Source organism: Streptomyces sp. NPDC086147 (assembly GCF_040702165.1).
Taxonomy (GTDB): Bacteria; Actinomycetota; Actinomycetes; order Streptomycetales; family Streptomycetaceae; genus Streptomyces.
This window is the reverse complement of the sequence record NZ_JBFBJO010000026.1, coordinates 47,016-72,065: the sequence shown is the minus strand read 5'-3', so window position 1 is coordinate 72,065 and position 25,050 is coordinate 47,016. Positions and strand designations below refer to the sequence as shown.

Below are 25,050 nucleotides of genomic sequence, written 5' to 3'. Positions count from 1 at the left end.
TGCCGCGGACGTGGATCCGCGGCACGACGACCGCCCACCCGCCCTCGCCGCCCACGCCGCCGGAGGCCCGCACGCGGGGGCCCCCGCGTGCGGGCCTCCGGAACCCGTATCCGTCACGCCCGGGGCGCGATCACCACCGCCGTGCCGTACGCGCAGACCTCCGTGCCGAGGTCGGCCGCCTCCGTGACGTCGAAGCGGAACGCGAGCACCGCGTTCGCGCCGCGCGCCCGCGCCTGCTCCACCAGGCGTTCCATCGCCTGGTTGCGGGTCTCCACCAGGGTCTTCGTCAGACCCTTCAGCTCCCCGCCGATCATCGACTTCAGCCCCGCGCCGATCTGGCTGCCCAGATGCCGGGAGCGCACGGTGAGCCCGAAGACCTCACCGATCACCTGCCGGACCTCGTGGCCCGGCACGTCGTTCGTCGTCACGACCAGCACTTCGGGATGCGGCCCCTGGCCGCCCCCGTACTCCTCGATGCCCATCGGCATACACCTCCTGATTCCTCACTTTCTGCCCCGCGGGACCCTTCCGCATCCCGTGGAGACCCGGGTGGAACCGGGGGCGCCCGCTCCACGTTGATAGCTTGGGGCAGCCCGTCCCCAAGCCCCCACCGACCGCAGGAGCCCGGAACCCGTGAACACGCTTGCCCTCGGACCGAGCTGGCTGGACCCGGACTATCTGATCCAGACCTTTGGTCTGATCGGTGTCCTGGTGATCGTCTTCGCCGAGTCCGGTCTCCTCATCGGGTTCTTCCTGCCCGGTGACTCGCTTCTCTTCACCACAGGTCTGCTCGTCACCACCGGGAAGCTCGACCAGCCGCTCTGGCTGGTCTGCACCCTGATCGTGGCCGCCGCGATCATCGGCGACCAGGTCGGCTACCTCTTCGGCCGCAAGGTCGGACCCGCCCTCTTCAAGCGCCCCGACTCCAAGCTGTTCAAGCAGGAGAACGTCGAGAAGGCGCACGAGTTCTTCGAGAAGCACGGCCCGAAGTCCCTCATCCTGGCCCGCTTCGTCCCGATCGTCCGGACGTTCACGCCGATCATCGCGGGCGTCAGCCGGATGAACTACCGCTCGTTCATCACGTTCAACATCATCGGCGGCGTGCTGTGGGGCGCCGGCGTGACCCTCCTCGGCGCCTCCCTCGGCAAGATCGACTTCGTGCACGAGCACATCGAGATGATCCTCATCGCGATCGTCCTGATCTCCGTGATCCCGATCGTCATCGAGTACCTCCGGGCCCGCTCGCAGTCCAAGAAGGCCCGCGCCGCCGAGGGCGACCACGGCGTCCCCGACCCCCAGCAGGGCTCCCGCGGCCGCCACGCCAAGCGGTAGGACCCCGGAGGAACGCCCCGGAGGAACCTCCGGAGAATAGAACGACGCTAGAAGCCCCTGGTGCGCTTCGCGGCCCGCCGCCCCGCCGCCGCACCGGGGGCCCGCATGAACAGGCGGGCCAGCTCGCTCCCCAGGTTCACGCCGATCGCGATCGCCAGGGCCAGCGCCGCCGCCTTCGCGAGCGAGGCGAACCCCTGGTCCAGATTGTGCTGGGCGATCGCGAGCACCCCGAAGTACGTCGCCGAACCGGGCAGCAGCGGCCCGATCGCCGCCGTCACGTACGGCAGCGACGACGTGTGGTGGTACCGGGCGACCAACTGCCCGAAGAGCCCCACGAGCCCCGCCGCCGCGGCCGTCGCCATCACCGCCGACCCGTCCGCGGTCACCGCGATCGACGCGTACACCACCCACGCCACCCCGCCGTTCAGCGTCGCGAACAGCACCGTCGCCCGCGACTGCTGCAACAGGATCGCGAAGGTCGCGGACAGCACCATCGACGCCAGGGTCTGCACCACCGGCCGCTCCACCGCCCGCAGCACCCCCTCCGGGTTCAGCTGCGCGTCGAACTGCACCGCCAGGTACAGCACCGACAGCACGCCCACCACGATCGCCACGAAGAAGTACGCGACCTCCAGGAGCCGCGCCGAGGCCGTGATGTAGAAGCCGGTCAGGCCGTCCTGCACGGCCGCCACGAGCGCCCGCCCCGGGATCAGCGCGAACAGGCCACCGGTGATCACCGCCGACGGGCGCAGGTCCGCGTGCAGCAGCGTCAGGAGCACCCCCATCGCCGCCGGGGGCATCGCCGCCACCAGGAACTGGTAGAACTCCGGCAGCCCCCGCCCCGCGCACAGCCACGCGAGCCGGTCCCCGAGCACCGCGCCCAGCGCCGCCACGAAGAACACCGTCGGACCGCCGCCCAGCAGCACCGACGCCGCCCCCGCGAGCACCCCCGCCGCCGTCGTCAGCGCCCAGCCCGGATACGGGTGCCGGTTCCGCCGGATCTCCGCGAGCCGCCGGTACGCCTCCTCCGGCGTCACCTCGTGCGCCTGCTCGTCGTGCGTCGGCGCGCTGATGTCCGCGATCAGCTGGTACACCGCCGCGAGCCGCGTGTAGTCCGTGCCCCGGCGGCGCACCGTCCGGTTCGCCGTCACCGGGTCGTCCACGAGCGACGGCTGGTACGTGACCGAGAGCAGCGTGAACGTCACCGTCGGCTCGCACCGGTCGAGCCCGTACGAACGGCAGATCGCGAACATCGCCGCCTCGACGTCCTCCGCGCCCTCCCCGCCCGCGAGCAGCAGCTCGCCGATGCGCAGCGTCAGGTCGAGGACGCGCGGCACCGACGGCCCCTGCTCGTCCTCCTTGCGCGGCGCCTCCGGCACCGGCCGCTCACCCACCGGAAGCCGCAGCATGGTCCGCATCCGGTCCTGCCACGGCGCGTCCCGCGCCAGGCGCACCAGCGGCACCCCGTACGCCGGGGTGAAGGCGGGCGGCGAACTCTTCGCCGAGTACGTGGCCGGGGGAGCGAACGCCGAACCCTCCGGCTCCGGCTCGGGCTCCGTCCGCAGCCCCGACGGCAGGACGAACTCGGAGGTCGGGTGCTCCTCCTCCGGTGGCTCGGGCGGCTCCACCCCGGCCGGCGGGACGAACGCGCTCCGTGCCTCGTCCGACTGCGGTTTCCGGTCCTCCGGAGCCTCCCCGGCCCCTTCGTACCGCACGTCCATCGAGCCGCCCGGCTCCGCCACCACTCTGCCGCCTCGCTCTCCCTGGGGGAATCGTCGCTTCCAGTATGGGCGTGCGCACTCCGCGGGTGCGACGGGCGTGTGAAGGGGTCGCGACGGACACGCGAAGGGCGGCGCACCCCGAGGGGTGCGCCGCCCTTCACGCGATCAGGACCGGCGGGGCCGGAACCGGCTCAGTGGCCGCCCTGCTCCTTGGCGCGCGCGTACGACTTCTCGATCTCTTCCTCGGCCTCGGCGCGGCCGACCCAGTCGGCGCCCTCGACCGACTTGCCCGGCTCCAGGTCCTTGTAGACCTCGAAGAAGTGCTGGATCTCCAGGCGGTCGAACTCCGCCACGTGGTGGATGTCCCGCAGGTGCTCCATGCGCGGGTCGGTGGCCGGGACGCACAGCAGCTTGTCGTCGCCGCCCGCCTCGTCCGTCATGCGGAACATGCCGATGGCGCGGCACTTGATCAGGCAGCCCGGGAAGGTGGGCTCGTCGAGGATGACGAGCGCGTCCAGCGGGTCGCCGTCCTCGCCGAGGGTGTTCTCCACGTAGCCGTAGTCGGTCGGGTAGGCCGTCGACGTGAAGAGGCGACGGTCCAGACGGATACGACCGGTCTCGTGGTCGACCTCGTACTTGTTACGCGATCCCTTGGGGATCTCGATGAGAACGTCGAACTCCACGGGTGGCTCCTCCTGAATCAACACAAGTGAATGCTCGCGACGAAGCGCGGTGGTTAAGTGTCCCTCACGCACGTGTGTGATCGCGAAAGGGGCTGGTCAGCAATGCCCGAGCCGAGGACCTGGCAGCTCACGGCGGGCTCCGCCGCCCTCGGTCTGGCCCTGGCCGTCGCGGCGGTGACCGCGGCCGGCCCGTGGGACTCGGGTCAGCGTACGGCCGAGCGGGCCCGCGCCGCCGCCCCCGCGGCGGGTGGCACGCGTCACGCCCCGCCCCCGGCCCCCGCCGCCCCCCACCGCCCCGCGCCCGCGCCCAGCGCCCCCGGCGTCCTCACCGCCCTGCGCCCCGCCGGACCCTCCACGGGCCCCTCCACCGGTCCCGCCGCCGGAAATCCGGACCAGCGGCCCGCCGGACGCCCCGCCGGCCTCGCCGCCGTCCTCGTTCCCCTCCTCGCCGACCCCGGCCTCGGCCCCCTCCGCACCGCCTCCGTCGTCGACACCGCCACCGGGAGGCAGCTCTACGGCGAGGGCACCACCACCCCCATGACCCCCGCCTCCACCGTCAAGATCGCCACCACTGCGGCCGCCCTCTCCGCCCTCGGCCCCGACCACCGCATCGCCACCACCACGACCGCCGCCCCCGACGGGAAGACCCTCACCCTCACCGGCGGCGGCGACCCCACCCTCGACGACAACCGCCTCGGGGCCCTCGCCGCCGACACCGCCCGCGCCCTCAAGGCCCGCGGCCGCACCTCCGTACGCCTCGCCTACGACACGGGCCTCTACACCGGCCCCGGCGTCCACCCCATCGGCCCCAACGAGAACATCGCCCCCGTCACCGCCCTCATGACCCGCGCCGGACGCCTCGGCACCGGCCACAGCGGCCCCGCGCCCCGCAGCGCCGACCCCGCCCGCGACACCGCCACCGCCTTCGCCGCCCTCCTCGCCCGCGCCGGCGTCACGGTCACCGGCGCCCCCGCCCCCGGCCGCACGCCCGAGGCCGCGCCCCTCGCCCGCACCCACTCCGCCCCCCTCTCCGACCTCGTCGAACGCACCCTCACCCACAGCGACAACGACCTCGCCGAAGCCCTCGCCCGGCAGACCGCCCTCGCCCGCAAGCTCCCCGCGAGCTTCGACGGCGCCGGAAAGGCCGTCCGCGCCGAACTCGCCGCCCTCGGCCTCCCCGTCGCCGGAACCCGCTTCGCCGACGGCAGCGGCCTCGACCGGAACGACCGCGTCTCCGCCGCCCTCCTCACCGGCCTCCTCACCCGGGCGGCCGACCCCGCCCGCCCCGCCCTGCGCCCCGTGCTCACCGGCCTCCCCGTCGGCGGCTTCACCGGCACCCTCGCCGACCGCTTCGACACCGCCCCCGCCGGAGCCGGACTCGTCCGCGCCAAGACCGGCACCCTCACCGGCGTCAACACCCTCGCCGGCACCGTCGTCACCCCCGACGGACGCCTCCTCGCCTTCGCCTTCCTCGCCGGCCGCACCCCCTCCCCGTACCGGGCCCAGCCCGCCCTCGACCGCCTCTCCGCCGCCCTGGCCGGACAGGACCGCCCCTAGGGCCTGTCCGGCGGATCATGGCCGGGGCCGCGACGCCCGGCACGGCACCTCGCCGCGTTGCCGAAACGCCCCGATAGCTCCGCTATCGAGCCGCTCCGGCGCCTTGCGAGCCACCGCACCGGACGCCGCGACCTCCCCGACCCTGATCCGCCGGACAGGCCCTAGACGGGTCCGTACCGAACACACACCGAACGGGCCCCGAGACCGTACGGTTGACACATGACGAGCATCGGTGGCGCAGGTACATCCGGGATGGTCGACTGGAACCTCGCGGTCGCGACCGCGACCCGCCTCGTGCGGCCCGGACCCGAAGTCGGCCGCGACGAGGCCCGCGCGGTCGTCGCCGAACTCCGCAGGCACGCCAAGGCCTCGGAGGAACACGTCCGCGCCTACACCCGGATGATCCCCGAGGGCCACGAACCCCCCGACACCCCCGTCCTGATCGTCGATCGCGCCGGCTGGATCAAGGCCAACGTCGCCGGCTTCCGCGAACTCCTCACGCCCCTCCTCGGCAAGATGCAGGAACGCCGCTCCGCCGTCCCCGGCAGCGCCGTCCTCGGCGCCGTCGGCGGCAAGGTCACCGGCGTCGAGCTCGGCATGCTCCTGTCCTTCCTCGCCTCCCGCATCCTCGGCCAGTACGAGACCTTCGCCCCCGCCGGCCGCGACCTCCCCGCCGGGACGAACGGCGGCGGACGCCTCCTCCTCGTCGCCCCCAACATCGTCCACGTCGAGCGCGAACTCGAAGTCTCCCCGCACGACTTCCGGCTCTGGGTCTGCCTCCACGAGGAGACCCACCGCACCCAGTTCACCGCCGTCCCCTGGCTCCGCGACCACCTCCAGGGCGAGATCCAGTCCTTCCTCGCCGCCACCGACGTCGACCCCGGCACCTTCGTCGAACGCCTCCGCGAAGCCGCCCAGACCCTCGTCGGCGGACGCCCCGAAGGAGAGGAGGGCGAACCCGCCCCCTCCCTCGTCGAACTCGTCCAGTCCCCCGAGCAGCGCGAGATCCTCGGCCGCCTCACCGCCGTCATGTCCCTCCTCGAAGGACACGCCGACTACGTCATGGACGGCGTCGGCCCCGAGGTCGTCCCCTCCGTCGCCGAGATCCGCGAGAAGTTCCAGGCCCGCCGCGCCCGCGGCGCCTCCCGCCTCGACCTCGCCCTCCGCAAGCTCCTCGGCCTCGACGCCAAGCTCCGCCAGTACCGCGACGGCGAACGCTTCGTCCGCGCCGTCGTCGACCAGGTCGGCATGGACGGCTTCAACCGCGTCTGGACCTCCCCCAACACGCTCCCCACCAAGAGCGAGATCGCCGCCCCCGCCGACTGGATCGCGAGGGTGCACCGTAGGGCAGACTCCTGAGACGGGTGGGGCGGACGGCGCGGGAACACCGGCGGACACCCCGCCAATCACCCGTCCGAGGGACCCTGAGCACGGGGTGAGGCGTGCAATGCTCGGGTAACGGCCGGGTTTCTGTCACCATCGACGCACTCTGAGTGACCGAACCCCCCGTTCCGACCGTTAAGACTCCGACCGAGGCACCCCACCCCATCACGAAGGGCACCGGACATGGGTCCCCATCCTGCGGTCGCGGCGATACGCCTGGCGGTCCGCCGCGTACTCCACGACGTCCTCACAGAACACCGGGCAGAGCACCGGAACACCCCTCCCCCCACCACGGCCGACGCGCACACCACCCCCCTCGTGCTCGTCGCCTGCTCCGGAGGCGCCGACTCCATGGCGCTCGCCTCCGCCCTCGCCTTCGAGGCCCGCAAACTCCCCGTGCGCGCCGGCGGCATCACCGTCGACCACGGCCTCCAGGACGGCTCCGACACCCGGGCCGCCGAGGTCGCCGAACGCATGACCGCGCTCGGCCTCACCCCCTCCGAGGCCGTCGCCGTCACCGTCGGCCGCGAAGGAGGCCCCGAGGCCGCCGCCCGCGACGCCCGGTACGCGGCCCTCGACGCCGCCGCCGAGCGCCACGGCGCCGCCGCGGTCCTCCTCGGCCACACCCGCGACGACCAGGCCGAGACCGTCCTCCTCGGCCTCGCCCGCGGCTCCGGCATCCGCTCCCTCTCCGGCATGGCCGCCGTCTCCGGAGCCACCCGCCGCTACCGGCGCCCCTTCCTCCAGCTCGACCGCCAGACCGTCCGCAAGGCCTGCGTCGCACAGGAACTCGCCGTCTGGGACGACCCCCACAACACCGACCCCGCCTACACCCGCTCCCGACTCCGCCACGAAGGCCTCCCCGCCCTGGAGAAGGCCCTCGGCAAAGGCGTCGTCGAAGCCCTCGCCCGCACGGCCCGGCTCTCCCGCGACGACGCCGACGCCCTCGACACCTGGGCCGCCGACGCCGAGACCGCCGTACGCGACGAGGCCGGCGCCCTGGAATGCGCCAAACTCTTCGGACTGCCCCCCGCCGTGCGCCGCCGCGTCCTGCGCCGCGCCGTCATCGCCGAGGGCGCACCCGCCGGATCCCTCTTCGCCCGCCACATCGAGGAAGTCGACCGCCTCGTCACCGGCTGGCGCGGCCAGGGAGCCATCAACCTGCCCGGCCGCGTCGAAGCCCGGCGCCAGGGTGGCAGACTGGTCATCCGGCAAGGCTGACGCACGCTGCAACGAAAGTGACCCGGGTGAACGAGAAGGACATGGGCACCGACCTCCAGTCGGTGCTCATCACCAAGGAAGAGATCGACGCCAAGCTGGCAGAGCTGGCCGCGAAGATCGACACGGAATACGCGGGCAAGGACCTGCTCATCGTCGGCGTCCTCAAGGGCGCGGTGATGGTGATGGCGGATCTGGCTCGCGCCCTGTCCACCCCCGTCACCATGGACTGGATGGCCGTCTCCTCCTACGGCGCCGGCACCCAGTCCTCCGGCGTCGTCCGCATCCTCAAGGACCTCGACACCGACATCAAGGGCAAGCACGTCCTGATCGTCGAGGACATCATCGACTCCGGTCTGACCCTGTCCTGGCTCCTGTCCAACCTCGGCTCGCGCGAGCCCGCCTCCCTGGAGGTGTGCACCCTCCTGCGCAAGCCCGAGGCCGCCAAGGTCGCCATCGACGTCAAGTGGATCGGCTTCGACATCCCCAACGAGTTCGTCGTCGGCTACGGCCTCGACTACGCGGAGAAGTACCGGAACCTCCCCTTCGTCGGCACGCTCGCCCCGCACGTCTACGGCGGCTGAAACCACGGCCGTACGGGGAACCCGCACCGCCTTCCCTCCGTTGAACCACGGGAAGGCGGTCGCGGGCGACGATGCTGAGGTACCGTCCGAAGAACAGCTTTTTCACACAGCAGTACTCACAGCAGCATTTTCCTACGGGCAGGAGGGACGGAGCGCAGTCGCTCCGTATGGATGGACGTGAAGCGATACTTCCGTGGGCCGGTCATGTGGATCGTGCTGGCCGTCCTCGCCGTGGTCGTGCTGATGCAGGTCGTCGGCTCGTCCGAGGGCTACAAGACGGTGGACACCGGCCAGGTCGTCCAGGCGATCGACAAGAACCAGGTCAAGCAGGCAAAGCTCACCACCGGCGACGAGCAGCTCATCAAGATCGACCTCGTCGACGGCCAGAAGATCAACAAGAGCGACAAGATCCAGGCCAGCTACATCGGCAGCCAGGGCGCCGCCCTCGCCGACAAGCTCCAGGACAAGTTCGAGGCCGGACAGATCGAGAAGGGCTACACCGTCTCCCCGACGAAGCAGTCGCCCTTCGTCTCGATCCTGCTCTCCCTCCTCCCCTTCGTCCTCATCGTGGTCGTCTTCCTCTTCCTGATGAACCAGATGCAGGGCGGCGGCTCCCGCGTCATGCAGTTCGGCAAGTCCAAGGCGAAGCTCATCACCAAGGACACGCCGAAGACCACCTTCGCCGACGTCGCCGGCTCGGACGAGGCCGTCGAGGAACTCCACGAGATCAAGGAATTCCTCCAGGAGCCCGCCAAGTTCCAGGCCGTCGGCGCCAAGATCCCCAAGGGCGTCCTGCTCTACGGCCCGCCCGGAACCGGCAAGACGCTCCTCGCGCGCGCTGTCGCCGGTGAGGCCGGGGTCCCGTTCTACTCGATCTCCGGCTCCGACTTCGTCGAGATGTTCGTCGGCGTCGGCGCCTCCCGGGTCCGCGACCTCTTCGAGCAGGCCAAGGCCAACGCACCGGCCATCGTCTTCGTCGACGAGATCGACGCCGTCGGACGCCACCGCGGCGCCGGACTCGGCGGCGGCCACGACGAGCGCGAGCAGACCCTCAACCAGCTCCTGGTCGAGATGGACGGCTTCGACGTCAAGGGCGGCGTCATCCTGATCGCCGCCACGAACCGTCCCGACATCCTCGACCCGGCGCTGCTGCGCCCCGGCCGCTTCGACCGGCAGATCGCCGTCGACCGTCCGGACATGCAGGGCCGTCTGGAGATCCTCAAGGTCCACCAGAAGGGCAAGCCGGTCGCCCCGGATGTCGACCTCGGCGCCGTCGCCCGGCGCACCCCCGGCTTCACCGGCGCGGACCTCTCCAACGTCCTCAACGAGGCGGCGCTCCTCACCGCCCGCAGCGACCAGAAGCTGATCGACAACAAGGCGCTCGACGAGGCGATCGACCGCGTGGTCGCGGGCCCGCAGAAGCGGACCCGGATCATGTCGGACAAGGAGAAGAAGATCACCGCGTACCACGAGGGCGGCCACGCCCTGGTCGCGGCGGCCTCGCCGAACTCCGACCCCGTCCACAAGATCACCATCCTGTCCCGCGGTCGCGCCCTGGGCTACACGATGGTCCTGCCGGAAGAGGACAAGTACTCGACCACCCGCAACGAGATGCTCGACCAGCTCGCCTACATGCTGGGCGGACGCGCCGCCGAGGAACTGGTCTTCCACGACCCGACCACCGGCGCCGCGAACGACATCGAGAAGGCCACCGCCACGGCCCGCGCGATGGTCACCCAGTACGGCATGACCGAGCGCCTCGGCGCGATCAAGTTCGGCGGCGACAACACCGAGCCCTTCCTCGGGCGCGAGATGGCGCACCAGCGCGACTACTCGGAAGAGGTCGCGGCGCTGGTCGACGAAGAGGTCAAGAAGCTCATCGAGACCGCCCACAACGAGGCCTGGGAGATCCTCGTCGAGAACCGCGACCTCCTCGACAACCTGGTCCTCGCCCTCCTGGAGAAGGAGACCCTCGGCAAGGAGGAGATCGCCGAGATCTTCGCGCCGATCGTGAAGCGCCCGGCCCGCCCGGCGTGGACCGGCTCCTCCCGCCGCACCCCCTCCACGCGCCCGCCGGTCCTCTCCCCCAAGGAGCTGGCCCTGACGAACAGCGCGAACGGCTCGTCCACCCCGGTGGACACCACCAAGGGCATCGAGATCGCCCCGGTGGACCCCCCGTCCCCGGAGGACTGACCCCGGCGGACCCGGAATGGATCCCGCGCCCCCACAGGTTTTAGCCTGTGGGGGCGCGGCCATTCGCGCACACAGGCATACGGAACGAGGCAAAGATGACCGACCCGGTGACCCTGGACGGCGAGGGCAGGATCGGCGACTTCGACGAGAAGCGCGCCGAGAACGCCGTACGAGAGCTCCTCATCGCGGTCGGCGAGGACCCGGACCGCGAGGGCCTGCGCGAGACGCCGGCGCGGGTGGCGCGGGCGTACAAGGAGATATTCGCGGGCCTGCGACAGGAGCCCCAGGACGTCCTGACGACCACGTTCGACCTCGGACACGACGAGATGGTGCTGGTCAAGGACATCGAGGTGTTCTCGACCTGCGAACACCACCTCGTCCCGTTCCGCGGGGTGGCCCACGTCGGATACATCCCGTCCACGTCGGGGAAGATCACCGGCCTGTCGAAGCTGGCCCGCCTGGTCGACGTCTACGCCCGCCGTCCGCAGGTGCAGGAACGGCTCACCACCCAGGTCGCCGACTCGCTGATGGAGATCCTGGAGCCGCGCGGAGTCATCGTGGTCTTCGAGTGCGAGCACATGTGCATGTCGATGCGCGGCATCCGCAAGCCCGGCGCGAAGACGATCACCTCGGCCGTCCGCGGCCAGCTGCGCGACCCCGCGACCCGCGCCGAGGCGATGAGCCTCATCATGGCGCGCTGAGCGCCACCGCGGAGGAGGACCTCAGGCCCGGGCGCTGCCCGGGCCTTCGTCGTCGTCCTCCGGCAGTCTGCAGACGCGTTCCAGGAAGAAGGCGGACGCGACGACGGCCAGGCCCGCCAGGACCGCGAGGGCCGCGTAGAGGGCCTGGTCGCGGCGGGCCGGGACGTCGAGGGAGCCGAGGAGGAAGACGCCCGTGCCGCCGTACATGCCGGCGACGAGGGCGGCGACCAGGGCGCTGGCCTGGCCGAAGACCACCGCGCGGGCCGCCATCAGGGGCTCGACGCCCTTGGCGCCGGGGCGGCGCTCCCGCTGGGCCCTGAGGCGGGCGCGGAGGGAGAGGGCGGTCGCGGTGAGGACGACGGCGATCACGGCGAGGACGATCGGCGCGGCGACCGGCACGCTCGGGAGGGTGCCGACGGAGTCCCAGAGCCGGGCGCCGCCCCAGGAGAGGATCCCGGCCGTCAGGAACAGTCCGGCGAGCACCTTCAGCCGCAGTTGTTTCACCGGGTGTCCTTCACGTGGTCGCGGGCGGTCTGCCACGAGCCTAACGACTACTCGGGCAGACGGAGTTCCAGGTCGGTACGGAGGGTGACTCCCTCGTCGCCGACGGCGGAGAGGAGGCCGGTGACCGGGCCGTGGCCGGGGAGCTGGGCCTCGGGGTCCACGTCGTACCAGGGGGCGAGGACGAAGGCGCGCTGGTGGGCACGGGGGTGGGGCAGGGTGAGGACGGGGTCGTCGGAGACGACGTCCGCGTACGCGACGATGTCGACGTCGATGGTGCGGGGGCCCCAGCGCTCCTCGCGGACGCGGTGGAAGGCCTCCTCGACGGCGTGGGCGCGCTCCAGGAGGGAGGAGGGCGGCAGGGTCGTCTTCACGAGGGCGACGGCGTTGAAGTACGAGGGCTGGCTGCCGGGGTCGACGCCCCAGGGCTCGGTCTCGTAGACGGGGGAGACGGCCTTGACCCGGAGGCCGGGGGTGTCGGCGAGGGCGTCGACGGCGCCCTGGAGGGTCTCCAGGCGGTTGCCGAGGTTGGCGCCGAGGGCGAGGACGGCCCAGCGGGGGTTGGAGAGGGTGGTGTCGGCGGCGTCGACGGTCTCGACGACGGAGGCGGGTACGGGCTGGACGGTGGGGTCGCTGTGCGTCGCTTTCATCGTCGGCTCCGGGTGATCGTGACGGTGACGTCGTCGAAGGGCACGGTGATGGGCGCGTCCGGCTTGTGGACGACGACCTCCACCTCCTGTACCCCGGCGTGGCTCAGACACTTCTGGGCGATGCGTTCGGCGAGGGTTTCGATGAGGTCGACGGGCTCGCCCTGGACGACGTCGACGACCTCCTCGGCGACGATCCCGTAGTGGACGGTCTTCGTGAGGTCGTCCCCGGCGGCGGCGGGGCGGGTGTCCAGGCCGAGGGTCAGGTCCACGATGAAGGTCTGGCCCTCCTCGCGCTCCTTGGGGAAGACGCCGTGATGGCCCCGGGCCTTGAGGCCGCGCAGCGCGACACGATCCACGCGAATCACTCCTGCTGTCGTAGTTCGGGTGGCCACGCAGCCGGGTGCGGACGGCCGGGTGTCCGTCGTCGAATCTACCCGCGAGGACCGACAGGGCGTGCCCGCGGGGGGCCGGAGGTGGGCGGAGCCGCAGGTCAGGCGGGTGCTTCGGGGTCGTCGGGGGCGTCGTCCAGGGTGGGTTCGGCGGGTTCGGTGCCGTCGGTCTCCGCGAGGACGGGGGAGGCGTGGTGGGACCAGATGCGCCAGCCGTCGGGGGTGCGGCGGAAGACGTTGGTGGCGACGACGAGCTGTCCGACGAGGGGTCCGAGTTCGGCGCCGTCCTCGGCGGGGCCGCCGCTGAGGATGTTCTCGGTGCAGGTGACGAGGGCGGTGTCGCCGGCCAGGGAGATCCTGAGGTCGGTGAGGAAGAACTGGATGTAGTCGGTGTTCGCCATGATCAGGGCGTACGAGCGGAGGACCTCGCCGCGGCCGGTGAGGGCGGGCCAGCCGGGGTGGACGCAGGTGACGGGGGCGGTGTCGTCGGCGAGCCAGAGGCCGGAGACGGTTTCGAAGTCGCCGGTCTCCATCGCCTCGTAGAAGGCGGTGTTGGCGGCTTCGACGGCGGCTTCGTCGGTGGCGGGGGTCACCTGGCTCCTTCGACCGCGCGGGCGACCCTGACGGCGTCGGCGGTGGCGCGGACCTCGTGGACGCGGACGGCCCACGCGCCCGCGTGGGCGGCGAGGGCGGAGACGGCGGCGGTGGCGGCGTCGCGCTCGCGGGCGGGGGGCGGGGCGGCGCCCTCGTGGGCGAGGACGTGGCCGAGGAAGCGTTTGCGGGAGGCGGCCACGAGGAGGGGGCGGCCGAGGGCGTGGAGCTCGGGGAGGTGGGCGACGAGGGCCAGGTCGTGGGGGGCGAGCTTGGCGAAGCCGAGGCCGGGGTCGATGACGACGCGGTCGGGGTCGACGCCGCCGTCGACGACGGCCTCCAGGCGGACGCGGAGTTCGGTGAGGACCTCGGCGACGACGTCGTCGTACACGGCGAGGCCGTTCATGTTGTCGCTGAAGCCGCGCCAGTGCATGACGACGAAGGGGACTTCGGCGGCGGCGACGGCGGGGACCATGCCGGGGTCGGCGAGGCCGCCGCTGACGTCGTTGACGAGGACGGCGCCGGCGTCGACGGCGCGGGCGGCGACGGTGGCGCGCATGGTGTCGACGGAGACGGTGACGCCTTCGGCGGCGAGGCCGCGGACGACGGGGACGACGCGGCGGAGTTCTTCCTCCTCGTCGACGCGGGTGGCGCCGGGGCGGGTGGACTCGCCGCCGACGTCGACGAGGTCGGCTCCTTCGGCGACGAGGTGGAGGCCGTGTTTGACGGCGGCCGTGGTGTCGAACCAGCGGCCGCCGTCGGAGAAGGAGTCGGGGGTCACGTTGACCACGCCCATGACCGCGCAGCGGTCCCACTCCGGCAGGCCCCGGGCCGTGCCCCGGTCGGTCGTCGTACTCATGGGACCAGCGTAGGGCCCGGGGGCCGGGTCAGGCCGCTCGGACCTCGCGCTCCGAGGGGGTGGGGACGATGTGGGCGCAGGGGCGGGGGGCGGGTGCGGGGCGGCGGCGGGTGAAGGGGCGGGGGAGGGAGAGGTCCACGAAGCCTTCGGCCTGCATGGCGGCGAAGCCGATGCGGGGGAGGTCGCGGCTGGTGCGGTAGACGACGAAGCGGGGTTCCCAGCGGGGCCGGAACTTGGCGTTGAACTTGTAGAGGGACTCGATCTGGAACCAGCGGGAGAGGAAGACGAGGAGTCCGCGCCAGAGGCGGAGGACGGGTCCGGCGCCGATCTTCTCGCCGCGGGCGAGGGCGGCGCGGAACATGGCGAAGTTGAGGGAGACGCGGGCGATGCCGAGGGTGGGGGAGGCCTGGAGGGCGGCGACGATGAGGAGCTCGTTCATGCCGGGGTCGGCGGAGCGGTCGCGGCGCATGAGTTCGAGGGACATGCCGTCGCGGCCCCAGGGGACGAAGTGGATGATCGCCTTGAGGTCGCCGTAGGGGGAGTCCGCGGTGCCGGTGTCGTCGGTCTTGTGGGCGGTCGCTATCACGGCGTCGCCGTCGCCGGGGGCGCCGATGCGGCCGAGGGCCATGGAGAAGCCGCGTTCGGTGTCGGTGCCGCGCCAGTCGGCGGCGGCGCGGCGGACGCGTTCGAGTTCGGCGTCGTCGAGGTCACGGACGCGGCGGACGCGGGTGGTGTAGCCGTTGCGCTCGATGCGCGTGACCATCTGGCGGACGTTGCGCATGGCTCGGCCCGAGAGGGAGAAATCCGCGACGTCGACGACCGCCTCGTCGCCGAGTTCGAGGGCGTCGAGGCCGGTCTCGCGGGTCCAGACCTGGCCGCCGGTCTCGGAGCAGCCCATGACGGCGGGGGTCCAGGAGTGGGCCTTGGCCTCGTCCATGAAGCGTTCGATGGCGCCGGGCCAGGCCTCGACGTCGCCGATGGGGTCGCCGCTGGCGAGCATGACGCCGGAGACGACGCGGTAGCAGACGGCGGCCTTGCCGCTGGGGGAGAAGACGACGCCCTTGTCGCGGCGGAGGGCGAAGTGGCCGAGGGAGTCGCGGCCGCCGTGCCGGTCGAGGAGGGCGCGCAGCCGGGTCTCGTCGTCGTCGGTGAGTCGGGCGGCGGGGTGTTCGGGGCGGAAGGCCAGGTAGACGGTGGTGAGGGCGGTGAGCATGCCGAGGGCGCCGAGTGAGTAGCCGACGGTCCAGTCGACGCCGTTGGTGTAGCCGACGGGGCCTTCGAAGCCGAGGAGTCCGTACAGGACGTGTTCGAGGCGGTCGGTGAGGCTGGGGCTGCCGATGACGCGGCGCGGGTGGGCGCTGACGATGACGAGGCCGAGGGCGATGGAGCCGGCGCCCATGACGACGAAGTTGGCGAGGGCGCGCCAGCGGCTGCGGGGGTCGGGGAGGGCGGCGAACTGGTCGCGGTGGCGGATCAGGAGGGCGAGGAGGGCGAGGGAGAGGAGGGCGCCGAGGACGGAGTGGCGCCAGACGAACTGGGCGGTGGCGCCGAGGGGGAGGAGGACGACGGCGGCGCGCCAGGCGCGGCGCTTGTGGCGCTTGAGGCCGTGGGCGAGGAGGAGCAGGAGGACGCCGGCGCTCAGGGAGAGGGCGGCGGAGAGGGGGCCGAGGGTGCCGGGGAGGACTTCGGCGACGGCGTGGACGCGGCTGGCGCGGAAGCGGGGGAAGACTCCGGCGGCGATGTCGAGGAGTCCGACGAGGGTGCAGGCGGTGCCGACGAGGGAGGGCACCTTCTCGGGCGCGGGGCCGCGGAGAATCCGGCGTACTCGAACCGGAACCAATCCCTTTTTGTCCCCATCTACCGTGACAGACATGGCTTCCCGTACTTCCCGTGGTCCTGCGCAGGGTCTTTGACTCCGGTCGGGCCCTGCGGCGCGTTCGGCGGGCCGTTCCGGCTGGTGCGCCTTCTAGGACGGCGTCGTACGGGGCCGGGTTCATCGGTTCACAGGAAATTCTCGGAAAGAAGGCTCGGTCGACTCATGGGTCTCACCGGTACCAAGGTCCTCGTGCTGGCGGTCGTGGCGGCCGTGGCGCTGTTCCTGGCCACGGTCCTGCTGTGGCCGCGGCTCGCGCGCGGCGGGTGGCGTTCGGTCGTGGGGCGGGTGGGTCTGCTGCTCGTGACGCAGGTGACGCTGTTCGCCGCGGTGGGCCTGGCGGCGAACCGGTCGTTCCTCTTCTACGGCTCGTGGGCGGACCTGTTCGGGCAGGAGCAGGACATGGGCGTGGTCGTCGACCACGGGTCGGGTTCGAAGGACCTGCGGGTGGTGGGGGAGCAGGCGGTGGACGTGCCGGGCGGCGGGCGTCCGGAGGTCGGCGGGCAGATCCAGAAGGTCGTGGTGGCGGGGGAGCGGTCGGGGATCGTCTCGCCGGCCTACGTGTACCTGCCGCCGGAGTACTTCCAGAAGGAGCACGCGGGGCGGACGTTCCCGGCGTCGGTGGTGCTCACGGGGTATCCGGGGACGGCGGAGAACCTGATCAAGGGCCTGAAGTACCCGAGGACGGCGTACGAGCAGGCGAAGCGGGGCCGGATGCAGCCGATGGTGCTGGTGATGCTGCGTCCGACGGTGGCGCCGCCCAGGGACACCGAGTGCGTGGACGTGCCGGGGGGCCCGCAGACGGAGACCTTCTTCGCGCGGGACCTGCCGAAGGCGGTCTCGGAGGCGTACCGGGTGGGGAAGGAGCCGCGGAACTGGGGCTTCATGGGGAACTCGACGGGGGCGTACTGCGCGCTGAAGATCGCGCTGCACCATCCGGACCGGTTCGCGGCGGGGGCGGGCTTCTCGGCGTACTACCGGGCGGCGGAGGACGTGACGACCGGTGACCTCTTCCGGGGCGACGACCGGCTGCGCAAGCGGGCGGACCTGCTGTGGAGCCTGGACCACCTGCCGCAGGGGAGGTCGTCGTTCCTGGTGACGACGTCGCTGAAGGGCGAGGACAACCTCAGGGGGACGCGGGAGTTCGTCCGGAAGGTGAAGAGCCCGGCGGAGGTCTCGTCGATCACGCTGGAGAGCGGCGGCCACAACTTCAACACGTGGAACCGGGAGATCCCGCCGGGGCTCGTGTGGATGGGCGGGAAGCTCAGCGCGGGGTGAGCCCGGGGCGCGCGGCCGTCACGCGGCCGTGGCCCGGCGCAGGGCGCGGTGGACGCCGGCCGGGGTGAGGACGCCGAGGGGTTCGCCGTCGGCGCCGGTGACGGTGAGGCGGCCGGTGTCGTGCTGGAGGAGCACGGCGAGCGCCTCCTTGAGGGAGGTGCCGAGGGGTACGGGGGCGCCGTCCGCGCTGCCGGGTCCGCCGGCCGGCACGGGGTCGAGGTCGGCCTCCGTGACGGGGGTGACGGCGAGCCGCTTGAGGCCGCGGTCGCTGCCGACGAAGTCGGCGACGTACGGGGTGGCGGGGGCGGCGAGGACGGTGGCGGGGGTGTCGAACTGCTCGATGCGGCCCTGTCCGTAGACGGCCATGCGGTCGCCCATGCGGACGGCCTCCTCGATGTCGTGGGTGACGAGGAGGACGGTCTTGCGGACGGTGGCCTGGAGGGCGAGGAACTCGTTCTGGAGGCGTTCGCGGACGACGGGGTCGACGGCGCCGAAGGGCTCGTCCATGAGGAGGACGGGCGGGTCGGCGGCGAGGGCGCGGGCGACGCCGACGCGCTGGCGCTGGCCGCCGGAGAGCTGGGCGGGGTAGCGGGGGCCGTAGGTGGCGGGGTCGAGGCCGACGAGGTCGAGGAGTTCGGCGGCACGCGCGCGTGCCGCCGCTTTCTTCCATCCCAGGAGGGACGGGACGGTCGCGGTGTTGTCGAGGACGGTGCGGTGGGGGAAGAGGCCGACCTGCTGGATGACGTAGCCGATCTTGCGGCGCAGGGCGACCGGGTCGACGTCCGCGACGTCCTTCCCGTCGACGAGGACGCGGCCCGAGGTCGGCTCGACGAGCCGGTTGACCATCATCATCGTGGTCGTCTTGCCGCAGCCGGACGGGCCGACCAGGGTGACGAGTTCGCCCTCGGCGACCTCGAAGGAGAGGTCGTCCACGGCGGTGGTGCCGTCGTCGTACCGCTTGGTCACGTGCTCGAACCGGATCATGGTTCCCCATTCTGGCCCCTGGGCGGCGGGGGTGTGTGAAGGGCGTGTTGCCGCATTGTGGCGACTCTCGGGGATTGTCGGTGGTGGGGGTTAGGGTCGTCCACACATGCGTTCGGGTGGGTGGAGAGTCCGGGGGGAGGGACGATGAGCGCGCCGAACTGTCTGGTCACGAACGACTGGATCTGCGGGGAGTACCTGCGCACGCGCAGCGGGGAGCTGACCGACGCGCTGCTCCAGCATGTGGGAATCACGGTGGCCTCGGTGCTGATCGCGCTCGTCGTCGCGGTGCCGCTGGCGCTGCTCGTGCGGGCCAGGCCCCGGTTCGCCGGGCCGGTGCTCGGACTGACCACCCTGCTCTACACGGTCCCGTCGCTGGCGATGTTCTCGCTGCTGCTGCCGTTCTTCGGGCTCTCGGCGGCGCTCGTGGTGACCGGCCTCGTGCTGTACGCCCTGACGATCCTCGTGCGGAACGCGCTGGCGGGCCTCGCCGCCGTGCCGGCCGAGACGCGGGAGGCGGCCCGGGGCATGGGGTACGGCTCGCTGCGGATGCTGTGGGCGGTCGAACTGCCGCTCGCGCTGCCGGTCCTGATGGCCGGCGTGCGGATGGCGACGGTGTCCACGATCGCGCTGACGACGATCGGTTCGGTCGTCGGGCGCGGCGGTCTGGGCAACCTCATCGAGGACGCGTTGCCGACCTTCTTCAAGGCGCAGGTGCTCGCCGCCTCGGTCCTTTGCGTGCTGCTCGCCGTCGTCGCCGACCTGCTGCTCCTGGGTCTCCAGCGGCTCCTCACGCCCTGGGCCCGCATACGGACCGCGCCGGGAGGTGGGTGAGGTGGGGGTCGTGACGGACGCCTGGGGCTGGCTCACCACCGGCGCGCACTGGACGGGCGACGGCGGCATCGGGCAGCGGCTCGCCGAGCACGTGTACGTGAGCGGGCTCGCGCTCCTGATCGCCTCGGCGCTCGCGCTGCCGCTCGGCCTGTGGCTGGGCCACCTGGGCCGGGGCGGCGCGCTCGCGGTGAACGTGTCGAACGTGGGGCGGGCGGTCCCCGTCTTCGCGGTCCTCGCCCTGTTCATGGTGTCGCCGCTGCGGAACGCCGGATACGTGCCGACCGTGGTGGCCCTGGTGCTGTTCGCGCTGCCCCCGCTCCTCACCAACGCCTACGTGGGGGTGCGGGAGGTGGACCGGGCCGCGGTGCGGGCCGCGCGGGGCATGGGGATGACGGGCGGGCAGGTCTTCCTCCGGGTGGAACTGCCGCTCGCCCGGCCGGTGGTGACGACCGGGATCCGCTCGGCCGCGGTGCAGGTGGTCGCCACGGCCACGGTCGCGGCGATGGTGGGCCAGGGCGGCCTCGGCCGGATCATCACGGCCGGGTTCGCCACGTACGACACGGGGCAGGTGGTCGCGGGTGCCGTGCTCGTGGCCCTGCTCGCCCTCCTGGTGGAGGGCGTGCTCGTCGGCGCGGACCGGTTCCTGTCGGGGCCGGGGCACGCGCGCGGGACGAACGACCGAACGACTCGACGAAGCTGACTTGGATGGGTGATCTCGTGAACAGGGTCTCGCGTATCGCGGGCGCGCTGCTGGGTGCGGCGGCGCTGACCGCCACCCTCGGGGCGTGTGGCGGTGACAGCCTGGAGGACGGCAAGAAGGGCTCCGGGAGCTCCGGCGGGTCGAAGGGCTCGCTGGTGGTCGGCGCGGCCGCCTTCACCGAGGCCAAGGTCCTCGCCGAGCTGTACGCGCAGTCGCTGGAGGACGCCGGATACTCCGTCTCCATCACGACGGTGAAGAACCGCGAGCTGTACGAGCCCTCCCTGGAGAGCGGCGAGATCGACGTCGTCCCGGAATACGCGGCGACGATCGCGGAATTCCTCAACGCGAAGGCGAACGGGCCGAAGGCGCCCGAGGAGAAGCCGGTCGCCTCCGGTGACGCGGCGGCCACGGTCGAGGCGCTGCGGAAGCTCGCCGAGCCGCGCGGTCTGAAGGTGCTCGCGGTCGGAGAGGCGGTCGACCAGAACGCCTTCGCGGTGTCGAAGGAATTCGCCGAGAAGAACAAGCTGAAGACGCTTTCCGATCTCGGCGCGTCCAAGATCAAGGTGAAGATCGCCGCCGGTGACGAATGCGCCGTGCGCCCCTTCTGCGCCCCCGGTCTGAAGAAGACGTACGGGATCGACGTGGCCGGGATCGACCCGAAGGGCGTCGGCACCCCGCAGGCCAAGCAGGCCGTCAAGGACGGGGTGGACCAGCTCGTCCTGACGACCACCACGGACGCCACGATCGAGAACTACGGCCTGGTCTTCCTCGCCGACGACAAGAAGCTGCAGAACGCCGACAACGTGCTGCCCGTGGTCAACGCCGAGGACGCCGGTTCTCCCGAGATAGCCGCCGCCCTCGACGGGATCACCAAGGTGCTGACCACAGCGGATCTCGCCGAACTCAACCGCAAGGTGGATGCCGAGCGGGCGAAGCCGGAGGACGTCGCCAAGGAGTATCTGACGACGAAGGGGCTGCTCAAGAAGTAGGCGCGGGAGGGAGGGAGTCGGCCCGAAACGGAACCGGAACGGTTGATAACCACTTCCGGTGGCGAGAAGTGGCCAAGAGATTGCCGGGCCGACCCCCCACATGGCGCCTACGCACGGTAAATTTCAGGCCATGCCACGTGGACGCCACCGCCATTCCCCGCCTCTGCACAAGCTGCTGCCGCCCTCCGCGGTCGCCGGCGCCGCGGTCGTGTGCGCCGCGGCCGCCTGGCTGCCCGGAGACCTGGTGGTCGTGCGGCTGCTGACCGCCGCCGCGGCGGCCGCGGCCGTCACCGGCGCCGTCCTCATGCGCAGTTGGGACCGGAGCGCCGGACTGCGGGTCGCCGAGACCGAACGGGCGCGCGCCGCCGACCAGTGGAAGTCCGAGGAGCGGGTCGCCGAACTGGAGTCCGACCTCGACGAGTCCCGCGCCCTGCGCGCCCGGCTCGACGCCAAGCTCCGCGCCAAGCGCGTGGAACTCGCCGGGCTGCGCGGCGAGCACGCCGACCTGCTCCGCCGCTACGCCACCGCCGAGACCGAGCGCGCCAGCGCCCTGGAGGGCCGCCGCGTCCTGGCCCTGGAGAACGCGGGCGGCGACGCCAAGGCCCTTCCGGCCGGCGGCTCCGCCCTCACCCCGGAGGCCTTCCGCCGCGCCGCCCTGGCCCTGCGCGACCTCCCGCGCAACGCCGCCGCCCAGCAGGCCCGCCGCACCGCCGAGGCCGCCCGCGCCCGCGACCTCGCCGAGCGCGCCCGGGAGACGGAGGAGCCGCAGGGGAAGCACGCGGCGGCCGCCGGGACCGAGCAGCACACCCGGCCGGCCGCCCTCGCGCTCCCGCCCGCCGCCGCCCCCGTGCCGGTGGCCGCCGCGATCGTTCCGTACGCCGCCCGCCGGCCCGTCCCGCGCCCCGAGGGCGGCTTCGACTTCTTCGGCGCGCAGAAGACGGCGGACGCCATCGAGGCCGTGCAGAACACCGACCTCGCCGACGTCGTGGGCGAGGAGGTCCTGGCCGCCGGGGCCGCGCTCGGCACCCCGGCCCCCACCCCGGCCGACGGCCCCGCCACCGGCATCGGCACCCCCGTGCCGCCGCGGGCGATCGGCCAGGTCATCGACCTGACCGCGCACGACGAGACGGAACAGCTCGACGTGGCGGAGCTGCGCGGGGCCGTGAACTCGTGACGCACCGCCTCGCCGCCCTCCCCGCCGGTGAGGCCGCCCGCCGCCGGGACGAACTGCTCGCCCTGTGCGCCCAGGCCTTCTGCGGCGCGCCCTGGCACGAACCGCCGCTCGGCGCCGTACGGACCGTGGAGCGGCTGCTCGGCTCGGCGGCCGGGCGGCCCGACTTCCGGGCCGTCGCCGCCCTCGGCCCCGACGACGAGCTCCTGGGCTTCACGGCCGGCTGGACCGACACCGTCCTGACCGGCCGGGAGCCCGCCTTCGAACTCGCCGAACTCGTCGTCGCCCCCGCCCACCAGGGCCTCGGCCTCGGCCGCGCCCTCCACGACGCGCTCCTCGCCGACCTGGCCCCGGGCTCACGCCTTCTGATGACCCTCGACGTAGCGGAGTTGACCAAGCGGTACGAGGGCTGGGGCTGGACCGTGTACGACCGGCGCACGCCCGGCACGTCGGGACGCGCGTACGCGGTGATGCGCCGCGAGGACGGATAGCGGCGGGTTCTCCTCGTTGAGTCGATACGGGCAGCGGCGGGTTCTACCGGTCGATACGGGCAGCGGCGGGCTCCACTCGCCGATACGGGCAGCGCCGGTTCCTACTTGTCGATGTCGCCCACGACGAAGAAGAGCGAGCCCAGGATCGCCACCATGTCGGCGACCAGCGTCCCCGGCAGCAGCTCGGCGAGGGCCTGGATGTTGTTGAAGGAGGCCGAGCGCAGCTTCAGCCGGTATGGGGTCTTCTCGCCCTTCGACACCAGGTAGTAGCCGTTCACGCCGAGCGGGTTCTCGGTCCACGCGTACGTGTGGCCCTCCGGCGCCTTCAGGACCTTCGGCAGCCGCTGGTTGACCGGCCCCGGCGGCAGCTCCTCCATCCGGTCCAGACAGGCGTCCGCCAGGTCCAGGGAGTTGTGCGTCTGGTCGAGCAGGCACTCGAACCGGGCGAGGCAGTCGCCCTCCTCCCGCACCGCCACCCGCAGGACGTCCGCCAGCTCCCCGTAAGCGAGGTACGGCTCGTCGCGGCGCAGGTCGAAGTCGACGCCCGAGGCGCGGGCGATCGGCCCCGACACCCCGTACCCGTGGACCGCCTCCCGCGACAGGACCCCGATCCCGCGCGTACGGCCCCGGAAGATCTCGTTGCCGAGGACGAGCCGGTCGTACACGTCCATCCGCGAGCGCACGTCCGCGACGGCCTGCCGCACCCGGCCCGTCCACCCGGCGGGCAGGTCCTCCTTGAGGCCGCCGACGCGGTTGAACATGTAGTGCATCCGGCCGCCGGACGCCTCCTCCATCACCGCCTGGAGCTCCTCGCGCTCCCGGAAGGCGTGGAAGACCGGGGTGATCCCGCCGAGTTCGAGCGGGTACGAGCCGAGGAACATGAGGTGGTTGAGGACCCGGTTCAGCTCGGCGAGGAGCGTACGGGCCCACACCGCGCGCTCCGGGACCTCCATGCCCAGCATCCGCTCGACGGCCATCACCACGCCCAGCTCGCTGGAGAAGGCGGACAGCCAGTCGTGGCGGTTGGCCAGCATGACGATCTGCCGGTAGTCCCGCGCCTCGAAGAGCTTCTCGGCCCCCCGGTGCATGTAGCCGACCACCGGCTCGGCCGACCGGATCACCTCACCGTCCAGGACGAGCCGCAGCCGGAGCACGCCGTGGGTCGAGGGGTGCTGCGGCCCGATGTTCAGCACCATGTCGGTGCTCTCCGCCGCGCCGCCGATGCCGACCGTCGTCTCCGTCATGCGGCCAGTATCTCCCGTACGGGACACACTCCTGAGGCCCCCCGCACCCTTGGAGCCCCCGCACCCCTACGGCCCGTCCGCCGGCGACACCCGCCGGGTCAGCCAGAGGAAGTCGCCGAGGCCGCCGCGGGCGGTCAGCTCGGCCGCCTCGCCGGCCGAGGACAGGGCCCTGACGTACCCGGCGGGGTCGGTCGAGGCGAGCGCGAGGGGCGGCCGGCCCCCGGTCACCCCGAGCCGCCCCAGCGCCTCCCGCTGCGTGACCAGCTCGGTGTCCGCCCCTCCGGAGGACGCCCCTCCGCAGGCCGCCGCGCACGCGTCGAGCGCCACGTGGGACGTCAGGTCGCGGGAGCCGTCCGGCACCGGCGGGACCTCGCGGCCCGCGCGGAAGCCGGTCAGCGAGCCGAAGGGCGGCCGGGAGCCCCGTACGTGCGCGTAGTCCACGGCCACCGCCCGGCCCGCCGCCAGGCAGGACACCGCCGCCGCCCAGGCCTCGTCGCGGGGCCGCCCGATCTCGGCCCGCGCGCCGGGCTCCCGCAGCGGCCACCAGCGCTCCAGCCACTCCGCGTCCGCGCCGGAGACGGGCGCGCCGAGCCGCTCGGCGCCCTCCGGGGACACCTCCACGTACCGGGCCGTGCCCGTCGCGTCCGCCTCGGCCACGTCCACCGGCACGTTGTCCAGCCACTCGTTCGCGAAGAGCAGCCCCCGCGCCCCGCGCGGCGGCCGGTCCGTCCATTCCACCCGGGGATCGAGCCCGTCCGGACGCGCGGCGCGCTCGACCGCGTACGCCCGCACCGCGAGACCGCTCCCGGCGGTCGCCGCGAGCACCCCCGCCAGCAGCTCCCCGCGCCCCGCGCCCACGTCCACGAGGTCGACCCCGTCCGTGCCCAGCTCCTCCGCGACCTCGCCCAGGAGCCGGGCCACGGCCCCCGCGAAGAGCGGGGAGGCGTGCACCGAGGTGCGGAAGTGCCCCGCGGGGCCCTCGGGCCGCAGATAGAAGCCCCCGGGGCCGTACAGCGCCCGCTCCGTGGCCTCCCGCCACCCCCGCCACCGCCGCGTCTCATCCGTCACAGGCCATAGTGTCCACCTCGGGGAGTACGGTCCCCGGGCCGAGGATCGACCCCACGGTT

Annotated in this window: 25 protein-coding genes; 13 read left to right on the top strand and 12 right to left on the bottom strand. The window is 72.7% G+C overall.

Going from position 1 to position 25,050, the window contains the following annotated elements:
• Positions 1-113: 113 nt before the first annotated feature.
• Entirely contained in the window at positions 114-482 is a 369-nt protein-coding gene (locus AB0398_RS31495) for a YbjQ family protein (RefSeq protein WP_366379073.1), read from the bottom strand.
• Positions 483-633: 151 nt separating this feature from the next.
• On the opposite strand from AB0398_RS31495, the gene AB0398_RS31490 reads away from it, so the two are divergent.
• Positions 634-1,332, top strand: a complete 699-nt coding sequence (locus tag AB0398_RS31490) for a VTT domain-containing protein (RefSeq protein ID WP_366379066.1) — start codon at positions 634-636, stop codon at positions 1,330-1,332.
• Between the two features lie 47 nt (positions 1,333-1,379).
• Here AB0398_RS31490 and AB0398_RS31485 read toward each other — a convergent pair whose 3' ends face one another.
• On the bottom strand, positions 1,380-3,053 hold the full coding sequence (locus AB0398_RS31485) for a threonine/serine exporter family protein (RefSeq protein ID WP_366379072.1): 1,674 nt from the start codon (positions 3,051-3,053) through the stop codon (positions 1,380-1,382).
• Positions 3,054-3,244: 191 nt separating this feature from the next.
• Positions 3,245-3,736 (bottom strand): inorganic diphosphatase, encoded by a 492-nt coding sequence (locus tag AB0398_RS31480; RefSeq protein WP_024758444.1) that lies wholly within the window; start codon positions 3,734-3,736, stop codon positions 3,245-3,247.
• Between the two features lie 102 nt (positions 3,737-3,838).
• Between AB0398_RS31480 and dacB the strand changes: the two genes are divergently transcribed.
• From dacB to folE, 6 genes are all read left to right on the top strand, one after another.
• Complete coding sequence (dacB, locus tag AB0398_RS31475; RefSeq protein WP_366379065.1) at positions 3,839-5,293, top strand: D-alanyl-D-alanine carboxypeptidase/D-alanyl-D-alanine-endopeptidase; 1,455 nt, start codon at positions 3,839-3,841, stop codon at positions 5,291-5,293.
• Between the two features lie 219 nt (positions 5,294-5,512).
• Complete coding sequence (locus AB0398_RS31470) at positions 5,513-6,652, top strand: zinc-dependent metalloprotease (protein ID WP_366379064.1); 1,140 nt, start codon at positions 5,513-5,515, stop codon at positions 6,650-6,652.
• A gap of 207 nt (positions 6,653-6,859) precedes the next feature.
• Positions 6,860-7,897 (top strand): tRNA lysidine(34) synthetase TilS, encoded by a 1,038-nt coding sequence (gene tilS, locus AB0398_RS31465; protein WP_366379063.1) that lies wholly within the window; start codon positions 6,860-6,862, stop codon positions 7,895-7,897.
• A 41-nt stretch (positions 7,898-7,938) separates the two neighbouring features.
• Positions 7,939-8,478, top strand: coding sequence for a hypoxanthine phosphoribosyltransferase (gene hpt, locus AB0398_RS31460; protein ID WP_121832400.1), 540 nt, complete (start codon positions 7,939-7,941; stop codon positions 8,476-8,478).
• Between the two features lie 171 nt (positions 8,479-8,649).
• Positions 8,650-10,671 carry an ATP-dependent zinc metalloprotease FtsH gene (gene ftsH / locus AB0398_RS31455; RefSeq protein ID WP_366379062.1) on the top strand — a complete coding sequence of 674 codons (2,022 nt, stop codon included), beginning with the start codon at positions 8,650-8,652 and terminating at the stop codon, positions 10,669-10,671.
• A gap of 95 nt (positions 10,672-10,766) precedes the next feature.
• On the top strand, positions 10,767-11,372 hold the full coding sequence (gene folE, locus AB0398_RS31450) for a GTP cyclohydrolase I FolE (RefSeq protein WP_030219409.1): 606 nt from the start codon (positions 10,767-10,769) through the stop codon (positions 11,370-11,372).
• A 21-nt stretch (positions 11,373-11,393) separates the two neighbouring features.
• Here the strand turns inward: folE and AB0398_RS31445 are convergent, their stop codons facing one another.
• The 6 genes from AB0398_RS31445 to AB0398_RS31420 all read right to left on the bottom strand — a co-directional run bounded on the left by AB0398_RS31445 (position 11,394) and on the right by AB0398_RS31420 (position 16,235).
• Complete coding sequence (locus AB0398_RS31445; RefSeq protein WP_366379061.1) at positions 11,394-11,876, bottom strand: DUF3180 domain-containing protein; 483 nt, start codon at positions 11,874-11,876, stop codon at positions 11,394-11,396.
• Between the two features lie 47 nt (positions 11,877-11,923).
• Positions 11,924-12,523: a 2-amino-4-hydroxy-6-hydroxymethyldihydropteridine diphosphokinase gene (folK, locus tag AB0398_RS31440; protein ID WP_366379060.1), complete on the bottom strand. Its 600-nt coding sequence runs from the start codon at positions 12,521-12,523 to the stop codon at positions 11,924-11,926.
• Positions 12,520-12,879 carry a dihydroneopterin aldolase gene (folB, locus tag AB0398_RS31435; RefSeq protein WP_356539075.1) on the bottom strand — a complete coding sequence of 120 codons (360 nt, stop codon included), beginning with the start codon at positions 12,877-12,879 and terminating at the stop codon, positions 12,520-12,522. Before folB ends, folK begins: the two co-directional genes overlap by 4 nt.
• A gap of 134 nt (positions 12,880-13,013) precedes the next feature.
• Complete coding sequence (locus tag AB0398_RS31430) at positions 13,014-13,505, bottom strand: nuclear transport factor 2 family protein (protein WP_366379059.1); 492 nt, start codon at positions 13,503-13,505, stop codon at positions 13,014-13,016.
• Positions 13,502-14,299: a dihydropteroate synthase gene (folP, locus tag AB0398_RS31425; protein WP_366379071.1), complete on the bottom strand. Its 798-nt coding sequence runs from the start codon at positions 14,297-14,299 to the stop codon at positions 13,502-13,504. Before folP ends, AB0398_RS31430 begins: the two co-directional genes overlap by 4 nt.
• Positions 14,300-14,390: 91 nt before the next feature.
• Positions 14,391-16,235, bottom strand: coding sequence for a phosphatidylglycerol lysyltransferase domain-containing protein (locus AB0398_RS31420; protein WP_366379058.1), 1,845 nt, complete (start codon positions 16,233-16,235; stop codon positions 14,391-14,393).
• Positions 16,236-16,400: 165 nt separating this feature from the next.
• Between AB0398_RS31420 and AB0398_RS31415 the strand changes: the two genes are divergently transcribed.
• The gene (locus AB0398_RS31415; RefSeq protein ID WP_366379057.1) at positions 16,401-17,513 is read left to right on the top strand and encodes an alpha/beta hydrolase-fold protein; all 1,113 of its coding nucleotides are present in this window, start codon (positions 16,401-16,403) and stop codon (positions 17,511-17,513) included.
• Positions 17,514-17,531: 18 nt separating this feature from the next.
• Here the strand turns inward: AB0398_RS31415 and AB0398_RS31410 are convergent, their stop codons facing one another.
• Positions 17,532-18,497 carry an ABC transporter ATP-binding protein gene (locus AB0398_RS31410; RefSeq protein WP_366379056.1) on the bottom strand — a complete coding sequence of 322 codons (966 nt, stop codon included), beginning with the start codon at positions 18,495-18,497 and terminating at the stop codon, positions 17,532-17,534.
• 144 nt (positions 18,498-18,641) lie between these two features.
• Here AB0398_RS31410 and AB0398_RS31405 point away from each other — a divergent pair, with 144 nt between their 5' ends.
• The 5 genes from AB0398_RS31405 (at position 18,642) to AB0398_RS31385 (ending at position 22,679) form a co-directional block, all read left to right on the top strand.
• Complete coding sequence (locus AB0398_RS31405) at positions 18,642-19,328, top strand: ABC transporter permease (protein WP_366379055.1); 687 nt, start codon at positions 18,642-18,644, stop codon at positions 19,326-19,328.
• Between the two features lies 1 nt (position 19,329).
• Positions 19,330-20,028, top strand: coding sequence for an ABC transporter permease (locus AB0398_RS31400; RefSeq protein ID WP_366379054.1), 699 nt, complete (start codon positions 19,330-19,332; stop codon positions 20,026-20,028).
• A 5-nt stretch (positions 20,029-20,033) separates the two neighbouring features.
• The gene (locus AB0398_RS31395; protein WP_366379053.1) at positions 20,034-21,017 is read left to right on the top strand and encodes an ABC transporter substrate-binding protein; all 984 of its coding nucleotides are present in this window, start codon (positions 20,034-20,036) and stop codon (positions 21,015-21,017) included.
• A 130-nt stretch (positions 21,018-21,147) separates the two neighbouring features.
• Positions 21,148-22,191, top strand: coding sequence for a hypothetical protein (locus AB0398_RS31390; RefSeq protein ID WP_366379052.1), 1,044 nt, complete (start codon positions 21,148-21,150; stop codon positions 22,189-22,191).
• A complete protein-coding gene (locus AB0398_RS31385; RefSeq protein WP_366379051.1) occupies positions 22,188-22,679 on the top strand; it encodes a GNAT family N-acetyltransferase in 492 nt (163 codons plus the stop codon). The genes AB0398_RS31390 and AB0398_RS31385 overlap by 4 nt, the downstream gene beginning before the upstream one ends.
• Before the next feature lie 101 nt (positions 22,680-22,780).
• Here the strand turns inward: AB0398_RS31385 and AB0398_RS31380 are convergent, their stop codons facing one another.
• Positions 22,781-23,923: an NADH-quinone oxidoreductase subunit D gene (locus AB0398_RS31380; RefSeq protein WP_366379050.1), complete on the bottom strand. Its 1,143-nt coding sequence runs from the start codon at positions 23,921-23,923 to the stop codon at positions 22,781-22,783.
• 66 nt (positions 23,924-23,989) lie between these two features.
• Positions 23,990-24,991, bottom strand: a complete 1,002-nt coding sequence (locus AB0398_RS31375; protein WP_366379049.1) for an SAM-dependent methyltransferase — start codon at positions 24,989-24,991, stop codon at positions 23,990-23,992.
• Positions 24,992-25,050: the final 59 nt, after the last annotated feature.